The sequence below is a fragment of the Antarcticirhabdus aurantiaca genome (assembly GCF_009765365.1).
In the GTDB taxonomy this organism is placed as follows: domain Bacteria; phylum Pseudomonadota; class Alphaproteobacteria; order Rhizobiales; family Rhizobiaceae; genus Antarcticirhabdus; species Antarcticirhabdus aurantiaca.
Genome location: NZ_VTOM01000007.1, coordinates 70353 through 87716, shown reverse-complemented (window position 1 = coordinate 87716; position 17364 = coordinate 70353). Strand labels below are relative to the sequence as shown.

Annotated in this window: 9 protein-coding genes; 2 read left to right on the top strand and 7 right to left on the bottom strand. The window is 71.5% G+C overall.

The genetic code is table 11. From position 1 onward, the window contains the following. The first annotated feature begins 38 nt into the window (after window positions 1-38). On the top strand, window positions 39-8087 hold the full coding sequence (locus FZN60_RS10210; RefSeq protein ID WP_158873386.1) for an apolipoprotein A-IV repeat region-like domain-containing protein: 8049 nt from the start codon (window positions 39-41) through the stop codon (window positions 8085-8087). 123 nt (window positions 8088-8210) lie between these two features. On the opposite strand, the gene FZN60_RS10205 is transcribed toward FZN60_RS10210, so the two are convergent. From FZN60_RS10205 to FZN60_RS10190, 4 genes are all read right to left on the bottom strand, one after another. Next, on the bottom strand, window positions 8211-8774 hold the full coding sequence (locus FZN60_RS10205; RefSeq protein WP_246726695.1) for an ABC-type transport auxiliary lipoprotein family protein: 564 nt from the start codon (window positions 8772-8774) through the stop codon (window positions 8211-8213). A 94-nt stretch (window positions 8775-8868) separates the two neighbouring features. Continuing rightward, window positions 8869-10797, bottom strand: a complete 1929-nt coding sequence (locus FZN60_RS10200) for an MlaD family protein (RefSeq protein ID WP_158873384.1) — start codon at window positions 10795-10797, stop codon at window positions 8869-8871. A 5-nt stretch (window positions 10798-10802) separates the two neighbouring features. Continuing rightward, on the bottom strand, window positions 10803-11639 hold the full coding sequence (locus tag FZN60_RS10195; protein ID WP_158873383.1) for an ABC transporter ATP-binding protein: 837 nt from the start codon (window positions 11637-11639) through the stop codon (window positions 10803-10805). Between the two features lie 4 nt (window positions 11640-11643). Next, window positions 11644-12825, bottom strand: coding sequence for an ABC transporter permease (locus tag FZN60_RS10190; protein WP_158873382.1), 1182 nt, complete (start codon window positions 12823-12825; stop codon window positions 11644-11646). Window positions 12826-12990: 165 nt separating this feature from the next. Between FZN60_RS10190 and dgcA the strand changes: the two genes are divergently transcribed. Next, a complete protein-coding gene (gene dgcA / locus FZN60_RS10185) occupies window positions 12991-13974 on the top strand; it encodes an N-acetyl-D-Glu racemase DgcA (RefSeq protein ID WP_158873381.1) in 984 nt (327 codons plus the stop codon). On the opposite strand, the gene FZN60_RS10180 is transcribed toward dgcA, so the two are convergent. The 3 genes from FZN60_RS10180 to FZN60_RS10170 all read right to left on the bottom strand — a co-directional run bounded on the left by FZN60_RS10180 (window position 13926) and on the right by FZN60_RS10170 (window position 17224). Beyond that, on the bottom strand, window positions 13926-15176 hold the full coding sequence (locus tag FZN60_RS10180) for an MFS transporter (RefSeq protein ID WP_158873380.1): 1251 nt from the start codon (window positions 15174-15176) through the stop codon (window positions 13926-13928). The two genes, dgcA and FZN60_RS10180, sit on opposite strands and share 49 nt — an antisense overlap. Window positions 15177-15269: 93 nt before the next feature. Next, the gene (locus tag FZN60_RS10175) at window positions 15270-16361 is read right to left on the bottom strand and encodes a glycosyltransferase family 4 protein (RefSeq protein WP_158873379.1); all 1092 of its coding nucleotides are present in this window, start codon (window positions 16359-16361) and stop codon (window positions 15270-15272) included. Window positions 16362-16384: 23 nt separating this feature from the next. Beyond that, window positions 16385-17224, bottom strand: a complete 840-nt coding sequence (locus FZN60_RS10170; RefSeq protein ID WP_158873378.1) for a UDP-2,3-diacylglucosamine diphosphatase — start codon at window positions 17222-17224, stop codon at window positions 16385-16387. Window positions 17225-17364: the final 140 nt, after the last annotated feature.

Here is a 17364-nt window from a genome sequence, read left to right as displayed (position 1 = left end):
CGACCGTCCTCCATGTAACGAGTATCGAGGCGCGCGAAATGTCCAGAATCAAATCCCAGGACGCCCTATCCGACGACGCGATCAACGAACTGGAGGAGGCCCTGCGGCTGGACCTCGACAGTTCGGAAACGGCGCAGGCGGGCGATGCCGAGGACGCGCCGGGATTGGAGGGATCCTCCACGGGCCGGGTCGAGATCGAAACGCTGGATGCCAGCGAGATCGACATCCAGTTCGCCATGGACCGCTTCGATCGGACTCTTGAGGAAGCGACGGGCGCCTTCATGGCCGCCGACGACGCCGCCGAGCGCGACACCGCCGCGCTCACGCCCGCCGAGGCCGCCCTCGGCGTGACCGGCGCGGGCGCCGCTGCGCTCGCCGCCGGCGCTGCCGCGCGCTCCGGTCCGGACTCCGCCGCTTCGGTTGAACCCGCCGCCTCGACCGTGCGTCCGGTCCTGCGGCCCGCCGCCGATGCCGCGATCGAGAACGACGCCCGCTTCTCCGCTCCCGCGCCCGAGCCGGTCGCCGCGCCTCAGGCCGAACCGGAGGCGCCGAGCTTCAAGCAGGCGCCCGCCAACGACGAGCAGCGTCGCTTCTCGGTCATGGCGCAGGGCCTTCTGAGCCGCCGCGCGTCCAAGACGCCGCTCTGGATCGCTGCCGGCGCCTCGGCGCTGTGGCTTCTCGGCGTCGGCTTCGTCGGCATGTCCCTCGCCGACGACGGCGTCGCCGCGGCCTCCGGCACCGGCGCGCAGCAGGCCGCCTTCTTCGGGCTCCTCGCCGCGGCGATCGTGCCCGTCCTCCTGATCTTCGCCTTCGCCGTGATGGTTCGCCGCTCGGCCGATCTGCGCCTGATGAGCCGCTCCATGGCGGAGGTGGCGCTGCGCCTCGTCGAGCCCGAGACCATCGCCACCGAGCGCGTCGCCGCCGTCGGCCACGCGATCCGCCGCGAGCTCTCGGCCCTGTCGGAGGGCGTCGACAAGGCGCTCGGCCGCACCGCCGACCTCGAAGGTCGCGTCCAGTCGGAAGTGGCGGCGCTCGAGCGCTCCTATGCCGACAACGAGGTGAAGATCCGTCGCCTCGTCGAGGACCTCGGCGCCGAGCGCGAATCGATGCTGCAGCACGCCGAGCGCCTGCGCTCCTCCGTGACCGGCTCCCACCAGCGCCTCGCCGAGGACGTCGACAGCGCCTCCGAGCAGATCCTCCAGCGCATCGAGAGCGCCTCGGACCGCTTCACCCATCTCCTGAACGAGCGCGGCACCAGCCTCGCCCAGGACTACCAGGCCCGCCAGACCGAGCTTCTCACCCTCTTCGCCGAGCGCAGCCGCTCGATCGACGAGGATCTCGCCCGCTACGGCGACGGCCTCGTGTCGCGCCTTGAGCAGACTGCCGAGACCGCGACGAGCCTCCTGCGCGACCGTTCGGAAAACCTGGCGCGTCTCTTCGAGGAGCGTTCGACAGAGTTCGACAACCGTGCCGCCGCCGCCCACGCCCGCTTCGCGGCCCTCGGCGACGAGATCGGCCAGCGCATCGAGACGTCCGGCACCGCCGTCGTCGGTCTTCTCGAATCGCGCGGCGGCAGCGTCGCCCGCGAGGGCGAGGCCTTCCTGTCGCGCATCGTCGACGTTCTCGACGAGCGCGACCGCGCCTTCCAGGCCCGCAGCGCCGCCTTCGAGGAGCGCAACGCCGCCTTCCTCCAGCGCCTCGCCGAGATGCTCGACGCCCGCGCCGGGGAGATCGACACCCGCACCGGTTCCTTCGTCGACACGCTGGATCAGGCGATCGGCGAGCGCTCGAACCGCGTCAGCCTCCTCCTGTCCGACGCCAACAGCCGCACCCTCGGCGATCTCGACCAGCGCCTCGACCGCCTCGACGCCGCCCTCGGCACCCGCGGCACGCAGCTCGTGGAGACGATCGAAGCCCGCGCCGCCGCGATCCAGGCCTCCAGCGATCGCATCGACGCCGCCCTCCAGGAGCGCACGGCGACCTTCGCCGATGCGCTGGCCGAGCGCGCCCGCGAGATCAGCGCCGCCTTCGCCCGCGGCGAGGCCGAGCTGACCAGCGCTTCCCAGGACGCCGTTGCCCGCGCCGGCACGACGCTCGACGAGCGCGCCGCTTCGCTGCGCGAGATCATGGACGAGCGCCTCGCCCGCCTCGCCGTTCTCGCCGAAGCGCGCACCGCCGAGATCGGCACCGCCTTCGACGCCCGCCTCGGCAACTTCGACGCGGCGACCGCCGAGCGCCTCGACGCGCTCCAGACGAGCGCCCAGCGCATCGACGCGGCGCTCGCCGGCGTCGCTTCGGCCGTCGACCAGACGCTGGCGACCCGCCGGGCCGAGATCGAGTCAGCCATCGAGCGCGGCACGAGCGGCCTCGTCGGCGCGCTCGACAACCGCGCCGCCGCCTTCGAGAGCCTCATCGGCAACCGCGTCGAAGAGCTGGAGGCGAGCCTCGCCTTCGCCCACACCAGCCTGTCGGGCGGTCTCGACGAGTCCTCGCGCGCCCTCGCCGCCTCGCTGGAAAAGGCGCTGTCCGACGTTCGCGACCTCCTCGACGGCGCCCGCTCCGGCCTGTCCTCCAACATGGAAGCCGGATCCCAGACGCTCGCCGCCCTCCTCGACGAGCGCCGCGCCGCCATCGAAGGCGTGGTCGAGACCGGCAACGACAACCTCGCCAACAGCATCGACAAGCGCATCGACGTCGTCGCGCACATGCTCTCGGATCGCGGCGCGATCATCCAGCGGGCCATCGAGCAGAGCTCGATCCGCCTCGTCGGAGAGTTCGACGAGCAGGCCCGCCGCGTCGTCGACGAGCTCGCGGCGCGCCAGGACACCCTGCGCGGCACGATCAACGCCGACATCGAGATGCGGGCTGGGAAGCTCGTCGCCGACATGGGCGAGCGCGGCCGGCAGATCTCGGCCGATCTGGCGACCAACGCCGACGAGGTCGCCTCGACCCTGAGCAGCGCCGTCGAGGCGTTGAACAGCACCGTTTCGGCGCGCGCCCTGGAGATCCGCCAGCTCGCGGACAGCATCGGCACGACGCTGGCGGCCGGCGTCGACGAGCGGCTCGCCGTCATGCGCGCGGCCATCGACGACGCCCGCACCGACCTTCTTCTCGACATCGACACGCGCGTCGCGCAGCTCGGCAGCGACCTGTCGCAGCGCATCGAGGAAAGCCGAGGCCTCGGCGAAACGCAGGCCCAGCAGATCCTGGCGGCAGCTGAGGAAGCGCGCAGCCTCCTCGTCCAAGGCGTCGGCACCAACGTGTCGAGCCTGTCGACGCTGCTCGACCAGACCCGCACCGGGCTCCTGTCGGGCCTCGAAGAGCGGACCGCGCGCCTGCGCGCGGTGGTCGAGGAAGCGCGCGGCGGCGTCCTGGAAGGTCTCGACGAGCGGGCGCGCCAGCTCTCGCTCGACCTCACCGACGTGGTGGAGCGCGCCGAGCGCGTTCTGTCCGAGCGCGCCGATGCCCTGTCCAAGGCCGGCGATCAGGTCCGCGATCTTCTGGAGAGCGGTCTCGGCGAGCGCGAGGAGGCGATCCGCAAGGTCGTCGACTCGGCGGCGGCCGGCCTCTTCGACGGTCTGGACGAGCGCGCCCGGCGTCTGGCCGGCGAGCTGGAGACCGGAGCCGAACGCGTCACCAAGCAGACCGAAACCCACGCCGCCAACCTCGTTGCGGCGAGCGAGCGGCTCGAGGGACTTCTCGACGGCGGCCTCGCCGACCGGACGCGCGATCTCCATGCTGCGCTCGACGCGCTGCGCGTCGATCTCCTCGGCGGCCTCGACGAGCGCACGGCCTCGCTCACCTCGGACTTCACTGAGCGCACCCTGCGCCTCGGCGAAGGGCTCGACGCCCGCACGGCGGCCCTGCGCGGCCTCGTCGACGATATTCGCGCGGCGGTGACGGAGGGCCTCGACGAACGCCTGACGGCCCTGCGCGGCACGCTGGAGAACGTCCAGGCTCCCGTCCTCGACGATCTCGACGAGCGCCTGTCGCGCGTCTCGACCGAGATCGAGGCCGGTCGCGCCTCGATCCTGTCCGGCGTCGAGGAGCGTCTCTCGACCCTCTCGGATGCCCTTCTCGAAGCCGACCTGCGCTGGCAGTCGGTGTTCGACGAGCGCCGCGCCACGCTCGCCGCCACGATCGAGGACGCGTCGCGCACCGCCGCGGCGACCCTCGGCGACCGCGCCGACGACGTGCGCCGCGCCATCGAGCAGAGCGTCGGCGACGTCACGCAGTCGCTGGAGATCCGCAAGGACGACCTCATCGCGGCGCTGGACACCAACGCCTCGGCCATCACCGGCGCCTTCGATCAGCGCAGCGAAGCGCTGACCGGCGCGCTGGAGCGCGGCCTCGGCAACGTCGAGCGCACCCTCAACGGACGCGCGGCCGCCCTCGCCGACACGCTGCGGGCGACCATCGCGGAAACCGGCGCCGCGCTCGCCGCCGAGACGGACCGTGCCCGCACCTCGCTCGAGTCCGAGGGCGAGCGCATCGCGGCCTCGCTGCGCGGCGTCGACGGCACCATCCTGGCCTCCAGCGAGGAAGCGCGCGAGCGCATCACCGCCGAGGCCGACCGCCTCGCCGATCGCCTGGCGGCCATCGCCAGCGACTTCTCGGCCAAGGCCGAGACGATCCGCACCGACCTGTCGGGGGAGACGCGGACGATCGCCGACGAGGTCACCACCGCCGTCGGCACGCTCCGCGAACTGTCGCAGGAAACCCGCGGCAAGCTCGCCGACGAGTCGCGCGCCCTCACCGCCACGATCGCCGATGCCATCGCCGGCATGCGGACGGAAGCCGAGGCGGCGCACGGACGGATCAGCGGCGAAGGCGAGTCCTTCGTGATGCGCGTCGCGGACGCCTCGAACCTCATGCGCCTGCAGATCGCGGAAGGCCGCGACGGCCTCACCCAGGCTGCCGGCAACCTGACCGGCGACCTGACGGCGCTCGTCGAGCGTCTGCGCACTGAGACCGCCGAGGCCCGCCAGGGTCTCGGCGCGGAGAACCTCGGGCTTCGCGACGACATCGTCGCGGCGACCGAGGACCTGCGCCGCGAGATCGGCGCCGCCCGCGGCCGCCTCGCCGACATGGCGACCGGCTTCGTCCAGCCGCTCGACGCGGTGGGCGAGCGCCTGCGCACCGAGCTCGAAGCCATGCGCGACGAGTTCGTCGGCCAGACCGAGAGCTTCGCGGTCAACCTGTCGGAGGCCGCCGAGGCCCTGCGTCAGGCGAGCGAGGCCGCGCGCGACCAGATGTCCGGCGACGCGACCGGCATCATCGAGCGCCTCGAAGGCGCCGTACAGACGCTCAGCGCCCGCACGGAGGAAGCCCGCGGCGCCCTGGAAGCCAACACCGACGGCTTCGGCAAGCGCATTGCCGGCCTCTCCTTCCAGATTCGCGGCGAGACCGAGCGCGCCACCCGCGCGCTCGAATCCGGTGCGCAGCGCTTCTCCGAGGAGCTCGCCGTCCTGTCGGCGCAGCTCGTCGAGCGGCTGGGCGACTCGGCTGGCGGCATGCGCGGCGACCTCGACGCGGCGACCCAGCTCATCCGCCAGGAGCTCGCCACGGCCTCGCAGTCCATGCGCAGCGAGCTGGTCGGCGTCGCCGAGCAGATCCGCGGCGACGTCGTCGGGGCATCGAGCAACCTCCTGAAGGACGCTGAGGCCGCGCGCGAGACGATCCTCGGCCAGAGCGGCGACCTCGCCATGCAGCTCGCCGAGATGTCGGAAGCGATCCGCCAGCACACGGAGGAAGCGCGCCAGCTCATCGTCGAGAGCGCCGGAACCTTCGGCGAGGAGCTGAGCACCCGCGTCGACCAGACCGAGCGCTCCCTCGCCTCCCGCGCCCGCACGGTGGTCGACGAGATCGCCGAGCGCACGGACGCCCTCGTCCAAACGCTCGCCGAGCGGACGGCCGAGATCGGCCGCATCATCGAGAGCCAGTCGGACCCGATCGTCGAGCGGCTCAGCCGCAGCGGCATCGACGCGGCCGGCTCGATCACCGAGGCCTCGCGCTTCGCGGCCGAGCAGCTGCGGCAGGAAAGCCAGGTCCTCGTCTCGGCCCTGACCCAGCAGGCCGGCAACGCCGCCGCCTCGATCGACGCCCGCGTCGCCGAAACGACGGCTGCCCTGGAGCGGCAGACCAGCGAGACGGTCGCGGCCATCGAGCGCCAGACCATCCAGACCGTCGAGAGCCTGGAACGCCAGTCGAACCAGACCGTCGAAACGCTGGAGCGTCAGGCGAGCCAGACCGTCGAGACCCTGGAGCGTCAGGCCGACCTGACGGTCGAGACGCTGGAGCGTCGGACGGCGGAAACGGTGGCGAGCCTCGGCTCCACCGCCTCGGCCATCCTCAGCGCGCTGGACGAGAAGTCGGCGGCCGCTCACAACGCCGTGGCGGAGATGCGCGAGCAGCTCTCGACCGACCTCGGCGGCCTCGTCGAGCGCTTGTCGCAGACGAACGGCTCCGTGCGCAGCCTCGTCGAGGAGGCCGCGGGCAATCTCGGCGCCATCGACGTCGCGCTGCGCGAAACCAGCGAGCGCTTCCGCGACGGCGCGCAGGAAGCGGCGAACTCGATCTCGCTCTCCTCGCGCCTCCTCGACGGCAACGTGACGAAGCTCGATGAGCTGTCGGCCTCCGCCTTCGGCAAGGTCGCGCGGATCGGCGAGAGCTTCCGCGAGCACGGCGAGCAGCTGGGCGGCATCGCGCAGCTCCTGGAAGGCTCGCAGGCGAGCCTCGCCGCAACCGTCGAAGGCCGCGCGAGCGGTCTCGAGGAACTCTCCGGGGCGCTCGTGCGACGCTCGGAAGAGATCGGCGAGCTGATGCGCGGCTTCGAAACGCTGGTCGACGGGCTGTTCGAGCGCGCCGACGAGCGCTCGCGCCTTCTCACCTCGCGCCTCTCCAGCGAGGTCACGCAGTCGGTCGGCGAAGCCACCCGCCAGATCGACACGGTCGAGGAGCGTTCGCGTCAGGCCGCCGAGGAGCTGCGCGGCACGATCCAGGGCATCGTCCAGGAAGCCACCGCGCGGTTCTCGGAAGCCACCTCGGAGGTGCGTCGCACGGCCGAGGAGATCCGCGGCGAGCTGCAGTCCACGCGCGGCGAGATCAAGCGCGGCGTGATGGAGCTGCCCGAGGAGACCCGCGAGAGCGCGGAGGCCATGCGTCGCGCGGTCGCCGACCAGATCCGCGCCCTGCGCGACCTGTCGGAGATCGTCTCGCAATCCGGCCGCGCCTTCGACGTCTCGCCGCGGCGCGGCAGCGGCGGCGGCGCAGCGGCGGCGACGGTCGCGGCTGTCGCAGCAGCCCCCGCGCGTCCCGCCCCGAGCCGTCCGGCGCCGGCGCCGGTCGCGCGCGCCGAGGAGGTTCCCTCGGTCGCCCAGGCTGTCGAGGATCTCGACTTCGATCTCGGGCTCGGCTCGGCGCTCGACGAGGAGATCCGCGGCGTTCAGGCTCCGACGCCGGCACCGACGAGCTTCGCGGGCGACCTGCGCGGGTCGAGCTTCGAGGCGGCCCGCCCGGCTGCGGCTCCTGCTCCCGCGGCACCTGCGGCGCCGCTCCGCCCGGCGGCTCCGGCCGAGGACGAGAACCGCGGCGCGGCCCGTGCGGGTGCCGGCGGCTGGGTCTCCGATCTCCTGCGCCGCGCCTCGCGCGAGGAGCAGGAGCAGGCGTTGCGTCCGGTGCAGCCGGCTGCGCCGGCCTCGCCCCGCGCCGAAGCGCCCGCGCCGCAGCGCTCGCCCGACCAGATGGTCGACAGCCTGAACTCGCTGTCGGTCGACATCGCCCGGGCGATCGACCACAACGTGTCGATGGAGCTGTGGGACCGCTATCGCCGCGGCGAGCGCAGCGTCTTCACGCGCCGGCTCTACACGATGCAGGGCCAGCAGACCTTCGACGAGATCCGTCGCAAGTATCAGCGCGACGGAGAGTTCCGGAACGCGGTCGACCGCTACATCGCGGACTTCGAGCGCCTGCTCGGCGACCTCGCCCGCAACGATCCGGACGGCGCCCTGTCGCGCCGCTACCTCTCGTCGGACACCGGCAAGGTCTACACGATGCTCGCCCACGCCTCCGGCCGTTTCGACGGCTGAGGCGACGAGCGCCGGGCGCCCGGTCCAGGCCGGGCGCCGCACGGCGGCGACAAGCGAACGGACATGAAAAAGGGCGGGACCTCGCGGTCCCGCCCTTTTTGCATTCCCACCTCGATGCGAGGGTCAGAACAGGGTCAGCGCCCAGGTCACGATGTCGGCCGACACGCGCTCGAAGGCGGCGTCCAGGGCTGCGACGAAGTCGGCATTGGCGCGGCCGCGCGCCGGCACGGTGGCGTCGAAGATCCGGGTGCGCACCACGGTGCCGTTGCGGTCGTTCAGCGCCTTCACCGAGATCTCGACCACGGCGCGCGGCGCGCCGGCGACCTGGATCTCGAACTTGCGGATCTCCATCACGAGCTGGAAGTCGATCGCGAGGCCCTGCCCCGGCACGCCGACGGCGCCGATCCGCTGGGTGTTCTCGAAGGCCTGCAGCAGCCGCAGCTGCACCATGCGCGGCAGGCGGTCGCTCCACTGGCTGCCCGCCAGGAACTCGACGCTCTGCTCGGACGGCTTGACGACGATGTTCTGGCTGTCGAGCGTCTTCAAGGCCGTCGGCTCGGGGATCAGCATCTGCGCGCGCGAGCGCCCGGGCACGGGCTGGGCGAGCGTCGGCGCGGAGATCTCGTAGGTGTCCGGGGGCGCCGCGCTGAGGCAGGCCGAAAGGCTCAAGCCCGCGATCCCCAGCATCAGAACCCGTCCCAATCCGCGCATCACAGTCCCTTCGACCTTGGCGGGCGCATCCTCTGCGCCCGAATGTTTCACGACGGGTCCCAGACCGGCCTCAGCGGCGCGTGCGTCCGTCATACTGCTTCACCTCCTCGCCGCCGTAGATCAGCCGGCTCGGATCGGCCGAGAAGTCGCTGACGGCGCGGTCGATGCGGTTCACCGACTGCGTCACGTCGCGAACCAGCGTCTGCACTTCGCGCAGGCCCTGGCCGGAGAAGCGCTCGATGTTCGCGGCGATCGGGTCGAGATTGGCCTGGAAGTTCCGGGCAGTGTCGCGGATGGCGGCGAGCGTCTGCGAGATCTCGATGCCGAGGCCGCCCGATCCGGGCCCGCCCTCGAAGACCCGGCCGAGCGAGCTGACCACGCCGTCGAGGCGTGCCGAAGCGGCGGCGACGCGCTGGCTGGTGAGCTGCGCGTTTGTGATGACGGAGTTGATGTCCTCGCGCCGGTTGCCGATGTCTCGCGCGACGGAGGCGATCTGGTCGGCCGCGACGGCGACGTTGTCGGTCGCCGCCGACACATTGCCGATGGCCGCGTTCAGCCGCTCGGCGTCGAAGGCGACGAGGATGCGGTCGAAGGCCTGGCGCGTGCCGTCGAAGCCGGCGATCACCGAGTCCACCGTGCCGATGGTGCGGTTGACGCCGTCGATCACGGACTGGATCTCGCTCGTCTTGGCCGCGATCCCCGCCGTCAGCGTGTCGACGTTGCCGACGACGGCGTTGACGCGGTCGGCGTCGATGGCGGCGACGAGCCGGTTGGCCTCTTCGGCGGCGGAATCGATGCGCCTCGCGGCGCTCGCCACGTCGCGGCTGATCGGACCGACGTTCGACAGGGCCTCGTCGATCGAGTCGCGGTTGGCATCGACCCGCGCGACGAGGTTGGCGACGCTCTGGCTCGCGCCCGACACGTTCTCGATGGCCGAGGCGATCGCGCCGCTCTGGTCGTTGATGGTGCGGGCGATGCCCGAGATGTTCTCGACGGCGGCCGAGACCTGATCGGCGTTCACCGCCGCGACGATCCGGCCGGCATCGGCGAGCGTCGTGTCGAGGCGCGCGGCAACGCTGGTCGCCGAGTCCGACAAGGGGCCGAGATTGGCGAGGAAGCGGTCGATGCCGGCCGTGTTCGACGAGATGGCCTCGCCCACGGCCCGGAAGCTGTCCGCCGCGCCGCGCACGGACGCCACGGCGTTCGACACGTCGTCGGACGCGGTCGACAGGTTCCCTGTGATCCGCTCGGCATTGGACACGATGGCGCTGACCTGCACCGGATTGACCGCCTCGATCACGGCGCGGGCCGCCGCGATGGTTTCCGGCAGGCCTTCCGCGACGGTGTTCGCCGTGTTCGCGAGCTGGCCGAGGCTGTCGAGGAAGTTGTCGATGTCGTCGGAATTGTTGGCGAGCGAGGCGGTGAAGCGGTTCACGTTCTCGGAGGTCGCTGCGACGTTCTCGACCGTGGTGCGGACGGACGGGCTGAGCGTGCCAACGAGGTTCTCGAATTCGCCCAGGATGGAGTTGGTGCGGTCGGCGATGTCGCGCGCCGTCGCCAGGATGTCGGTGACCTCGGAGGGCCGCGCGGTGATCACCGGCACCGTGCCCTGCTCGAGCGCCGAGGCGACGATGTCGCGATCATCCGTGCGGCCGCCGCGCAGGCCGATGAAGGCGAAGCCGGTGAGGCCCTGGATGCCGAGGCTCGCTTCCGTCGAGGTGCGGATCGGCACGCCGGGGTCGATCTCCGTGTTGGCGATCACCACGCGCGGATTGTTCGGATCGATCCGCAGGGAGGTGACGAGGCCGACCGGCAGGCCGTTGAAGAGCACCTGGCTGCCCTGCTGGAGACCCTGGACGGAGCCCTCGATGCGCACGATCAGCGGGATCCGCTCCGAGCCGCGCTGCGAGAAGACGGCCCAGTAGGTGAAGCCGATGGCCAGCAGGAGGACGACGATCGTGAAGAGGCCGACGCGGACGTAGTTGGCTCTGGTTTCCATGTCGCTCAGGCTCCTTGGGGCCCTGCGGCGCCGGCAGCGCCCTGGTCGTCGGTCGCGATGGTGCGCGCCCGCTTTCCGTGGAAGTACGATTTCACCCAGGGGTGATCGAAGGACAGCATCGTGTCGAGCGGGCCTTCCACGAGCACCTTGCGGTCGCCGAGGACGGCGATGCGGTCGCAGGCGGTGAACAGGCTGTCGAGGTCGTGGGTCACCATGTAGACGGTGAGGCCGAGCGTATCGCGCAGGGTCATGATGAGCTGGTCGAAGTCGGCCGCGCCGATCGGGTCGAGGCCGGCGGTCGGCTCGTCGAGAAAGACGATGTCGGGGTCGAGCGCCAGCGCGCGGGCGAGCGCGGCGCGCTTGATCATGCCGCCGGACAGTTCCGAGGGGAACTTGTCGGCGGCGTCGGGCGCCAGGCCGACGAGATCGAGCTTCAGCCGGGCGAGCTCATCCATCAGCTTGGGCGAGAGCGTCAGGTATTCGCGCATCGGCACCTGGACGTTCTCCAGGACGGTCAGCGAGCCGAACAGCGCGCCGTGCTGGAACAGGACGCCCCAGCGCTGCTCGACGGCGAGGCGCTCGTCGGTCGAGGCGCGCTCGTAGTCGATCCCGAAGACCTCGATCGTTCCCGCCTGCTTGGCGTTGAGCCCGAGAATGGTGCGGAGCAGCACCGACTTGCCGGCGCCAGACGGACCGACGAATCCGAGGATCTCGCCGCGTCGCACGTCCAGCGACAGGTTCTCGAGAATCGCCTTGCTGCCGAAGCGAACCGTGACGTCGGTCGCCCGGATGATCACCTCGGACTGCGTGCTGCCGTGGTCGGCCCGGCCGTTCGTTGCCATGCGGTCAGAGTCCGAGCGAGGCGTAGAAGATGGCGAAGAAGCCATCCATCAGGATCACGAGAAAGATCGACTTCACCACCGAGGAGGTGACGTGCGCGCCCAGGCTCTCGGCGCTGCCGCCGACCTTCATGCCTTCCGAGCAGGCGACGATGGCGATGACGACGGCCATCACCGGCGCCTTGATGAGGCCGGAGAAGACGGTGAAGAGGTCGACCGACGACTGGAGCCCCTGCAGGAAGCTGGCCGGCGTGATCCCGGAATAGAGCGCCAGCGCGAACATGCCGCCGGCGATGGCCGCGAGGTTCGACACCACGGTCAGGAGCGGCAGCGCGATCAGCAGCGCCACCATGCGCGGGAACACGAGGACGCCGACCGGATCGAGGCCGATGACGTGCAGGGCGTCGACCTCCTCGCGCATCTTCATCGAGCCGATCTCGGCCGTGATCGCGCTGCCGGAGCGGCCGGCCACCATGATGGCGGTGAGGAGCACGCCCAGTTCGCGCAGGACGAGGATGCCGATGAGGTTGACGGCGTAGAGCTCGCCGCCGAAGCGGCGGAGCTGGAAGGCGCCCTGCTGCGCGAGGATGGCGCCGACGAGGAAGCTCATCATCGCGATGATCGGCACGGCCCGCAGGCCCATCCGGTCGAGCTGGCTGACGATCGCGGCGCCGCGAAAGCGCGTGCGCCCCGTCGCGCGGCGAACCGCGCCCTCCACCGTGCCGCCGAGGATGCCGACCGCCGCGACCAGCTCGCGCCCCATGGCGACGACGCTCTCGCCGAGGTCGGCGACGATGTCCGTCAGCGGCGATCCCCGGGCCGGCTTGGCGGGCGCCGGCTCGCGATCCATGGCGCGGCGCACGGCCGCGAAGAGCGCCTCGTCGCGCGGCTCGATGCCGTCGATCCGCACCGCCCGGCCCTCGGCCTTGAGGTCGCGGGCCACACGCTCGACGAGCAGCGCGCCGGACGTGTCGATGCGGTGGATGCCGGACAGGTCGAGCGCGACGCCGCGTCCCGCATCGCCCTTGGCCGCTGATCCGATGGCGGCTTCGACGCTGCCGACGGTTCGCGCCAGCCAGTCGCCGGACAGGCGCAGCACCAGCTCGTCGCCGGCGTTTCCGGCGTCGAGGCTGGGCGCGGCCACGCGGCGGCCGATCGCGGTCGTCTGGGCTTCGGCGGTTTCGGACATGAGCTGGCTGCGAGAGTTCCAATCCGGCCGTGCGGGCGGCGCGACAGGCTGCTGGAGGACCGATACGTCGGGAATGCGGCGAACCGCGTTCAATTCATTGATGATATTGGCTGAGCTAGGTAAGGGCTGACGAGGCCGTCATCAGTGGTCGGGAAAGGATTTGCGATGCGGCGCGTCGTTTCGGTCACAGTTCAACACTTCCCGCTCGCGGCGGCCTTCCGGATCGCGCGCGGCGCGAAGACGGAGGCCGTGGTGGTGGTCTGCGAAATCGCGGACGGCGCTGCCCTCGGGCACGGCGAGTGCGTGCCCTATCCGCGCTACGGCGAGACGGTCGAGGGCGTCGTCGCGGCGATCGAGGCGATGCGCCCGGTGCTGGCGGACGGGCTGGACCGCGAGGCGCTTCAGGAGGCGATGCCCGCCGGGGCTGCGCGCAACGCGGTGGACTGCGCCCTGTGGGACCTGGAGGCCAAGCGCTCGGGCACGCGCGTCTCGGTGCGGCTCGGCATCGACGCGCCGCGCCCGATCGAGACCGCCTTCACCCTGTCCCTGGACGAGCCGGACGCGATGCGGCGGGCGGCCGAGGCCGCGGCGCACCGCTCGCTCCTCAAGGTCAAGGTCGGGGCGCCGGGCGACGCCGCGCGCATCCGGGCCGTCCGGGCCGGCGCGCCGCGCTCGCGCCTCATCCTCGACGCCAACGAGGGCTGGAGCGAGGACACGATCCGGGAGAACATGCTGGCCGCGGCGTCCGTCGGCGCGGCGATGGTGGAGCAGCCTCTCCCCGCCGGCCGCGACGCGATCCTGGCGCATATGCCGCGCCCGGTGCCGGTCTGCGCCGACGAGTCCCTGCACGACCGGGCGGGCCTCGCCTCGCTTCTCGGCCGCTACGACTTCGTCAACGTCAAGCTCGACAAGACCGGCGGCCTCACGGAAGCGCACGCGCTGGTGTCCGAGGCGCGGCGGCTCGGCTTCGGCGTGATGGTGGGCTGCATGGTCGGCTCCTCGCTCGCCATGGCACCGGCGGTTCTGCTCGCTCAGGGCGCCGAGATCGTCGACCTCGACGGGCCGCTCCTGATGAAGGCCGATCGCGAAGGCGGCCTCGTCTACGAGGGCTCGAACGTCTGGCCGCCCGCCCCGGATCTCTGGGGGTAACGCAGCGCGATCAGGATCGCCGCCGCCGACAGGACCGCCATGGCCGCGAAGGCGTGGCCGTGGAAGGCGGCGTAAAGCGGACCGGACGCCAGCGTGGCCAGGGCCGTCAGGCCGGTCTGCAGCGCGAAGCCGACGCCTTGCGCCGAGCCGATGCGGCCTTCGCCGATCGAACTCGCGATCGTCGCCTGGAGCGCCACCCAGGCCAGGCCGAAGGTGAGGCCGTGGAAGGCGCCGAGGATGGCGAAGCCGGCAAAGCCGAGGTCGAAGCCCATGGCGAGCCAGCGGACGATGCCCGCCCCGGCGCTGATCAGCAGCAGCGTGCGGACGCCGAGCCGCGGCGCGACACCGCTGGAGAAGCGGAAGACGAGGATCTCCGCGATCACGCCGACGCTCCAGAAGACGCCGATCGCCGTGCCGGAATAGCCGAGATCCGTCCAGAGGATCGAGGAAAAGCCGTTATACATGGCGTGACTCGACTGGACGAGGCCGAGCGCCAGCATGGTGGTCATCAGCGGCGCGATGTCGGCGCCCGGCTTCAAGCGGCGCAGCAGCCCGCGCGGCGCGATGACGGGCGCCGGCGTCGGTCCCGTCGGCAGCGGCGAGGCGAAGCGCGGGCGCCCGACGCGCGGCGCGGCGAGCGCGGCCAGCGCCGCGACGAGAAAGGCCGCCGTCATCATCGGCAGGAAGGCGTCGATGCCGAATCGCGCGATCGCGAAGCCGGAGACGAGGTTGACCGCGACGAAGGCGAGCGAGCCCCAGAGCCGGGCGCGCCCGTAGTCGATGGACAGGCGCCGGACGCCCGACAGCGCGATGGCGTCGGTCAGCGGCACGAGCGGCGCCCAGACGAGGCAGACGAGGACGGTCGCGGCGAGGATCGCCGGAAAGCCGCCGACGAAGAAGAAGACGTTGACCAGGACGGCCGAGGCGAAGGCCATCAGGAGGAGCACGTCGGCGCGGTCCGCCGCGCGGTCGGCCCGCTGCAGGATGGCGGGAACGGTCAGGATGCGCAGGCCCGTCTGCAGCGCCAGCACGATCCCGACCTCGTCGGCGCTCAGCCCTTCGGCCGCGAGCCAGACCGGAAAAAAGGGCATGAACAGGCCCAGGCTGACGAAGTCGGCGGCGAAGACGAAGGCGATGCGCTTCTGGAACAGGCTCCGCTCGTCGGCGACGTCGATCGCCCCCTCATGCGTCGGCGCCACCATGTCCGTCCTCGATCGTGCCCCGTCGCCGCGCGTCGCTCCGCCCGGCGGGGGAGGCATAGACCGGAGGCGGAGCGGATGCCACGCCGTTGCGAATCACATTCCGGGCGGCTGATGTTTCGGGCGCGTGAAGAGCCGGGCGGAGATCCGCCGCGCGAAGGTGGGTCGAGCGACGGCGACCGGATGGTTGGCGAGGGCGAGAGCCGCGACCTCGACGAAGCGCTCGGCGCAGGCCGCCCAGGTGAAGGCCTCCGAGCGCTCCAAGGCGTCGGCCGGATCGAGCGTGAGGGCCTTGAGGCAGGCGGCCCGCAGGTCCTCGTCGAGGACGCCGGCGCTGGTCTCGGCGATGACCTCGACCGGCCCCGGCTCGGGAAAGGCTGCGACGGGAATGCCGCAGGCGAGCGCCTCGAGGAGCACGATGCCGAACGTGTCGGTTCGCGAGGGAAAAACGAAGACGTCGGCCGCGTTGTAATGGTCGACGAGCTCGTCGCCGACCTTGGAGCCGATGAAGCGCACGTCCGGGTAGCGCGCCTTCAGGGACGTCAGAGCCGGGCCGCCGCCGACCACGAGCTTGGAGCCCGGCAGGTCGAGATCGAGAAAGGCTTCGAGCCCTTTCTCCGGCGCGACGCGCCCGACGCAGAGGAAGACGGGCCCCTTGAGCCCGAGATCGACGCCGGGGCGCGGGCGGAACAGCGCGCGGTCGACGCCGCGCGTCCAGGTCACGAGCCGCGTGAAGCCGCGGGCGGCGAGCTCGCGCCGCACCTGCGCCGTCGGCACGAGGCAGGCCGCCGCCGGCGCGTGGAAGCGCCGCAGAAGCGCGTAGGTCAGCCGCTCCGGCACCGGCGCCCGGCGTCGCAGATATTCGGGAAAGCGCGTGTGGAAGCTCGTCGTCAGCGGCAGCTCGAGGCGACGCGCCGCGGCCCGCGCGCTGAGGCCGATCGGACCTTCGGTCGCGACATGGACGACGTCCGGCGCAAAGGACCGGATGCGGCGCGCGAGCCGTCCGGGCGTCGTCAGCGACAGCCGGATCTCGGGATAGGTCGGGCAAGGCAGCGTCCGGAAATCGGCCGGCGAGACCACCAGCACCTCGTGGCCCGCCCGGCGCAGCTCCGCCACGAGGTGGGTGAGCGTCCGCACCACGCCGTTGATCTGCGGATGCCAGGCATCCGTCGCGAGGAGGAAGCGCATGGCAGGCGAGACCGGCGCGGCGCTCAGGCCGCCTCGACGACGCTGGGCAGGTCGTCGATCTCGACCTCGGCGCCGCGGCCGCGGCGCACGGGAACGCGTCGCGCTTCCTCGGCCCAGCGGATCAGCTCCAGCGTCCCGTCCGGCCGCTCCGCGACGGCGGTGCAGCTTTCCACCCAGTCGCCGGTGTTGACGTATTCGATGCCTTCGCGCTCCGCCAGCTGGGCATGGTGGATGTGGCCGCAGATGACGCCGACGCAGTCCTGTCGCCGCGCTTCCTCGGCGAGGGTCTTCTCGAACTCGCCGATGAAGTTGACGGCGTTCTTCACCTTCAGCTTCGCCCAGGAGGACAGCGACCAGTAGGGGAAGCCGAGCCGGCGGCGGACGTTGTTGAAGACGCTGTTGACCGCCAGCGCCGCGTCGTAGGCCCAGTCGCCGAGATAGGCGAGGATGCGGGCGTTCTTCACCACGACGTCGAACTCGTCGCCGTGCATGACAAGGAAGCGCCGACCGTCCGCGGTCACGTGGACGTCGTTCAGCTTCACCTCGATCCCGCCGAAATGCTCGCCGGGAAAGTCGCGGACGAACTCGTCGTGGTTGCCGGGGATGTAGACGATGCGCGTGCCCTTGCGGGCCTTGCGCAGGAGCTTCTGCACCACGTCGTTGTGCGGCTGCGGCCAGTGCCAGGAGCGCTTCAGCCGCCAGCCGTCGACGATGTCGCCGACGAGATAGATCGTGTCGGCGTCGTGGACGCGCAGGAAGTCGACCAGGAGCTCGGCCTTGGCCGCCTTCGAGCCGAGATGGACGTCGGAGATGAACAGCGTGCGGACGTGCCGGACGGTGTTGAGCTGGTGCATCGTCGCCATGCCGGGGCTCCCTCGATCACACGAGGCAGGCTTGCCCGAGTCCCATATCAGCCATGTGACAGTCGGCCCGTTCCCCGCGACGTGGCCCCTCGTCGACAGCCGGCTGTTGCACCCTCGCCATCCGCCTCTTAGAGACGAAG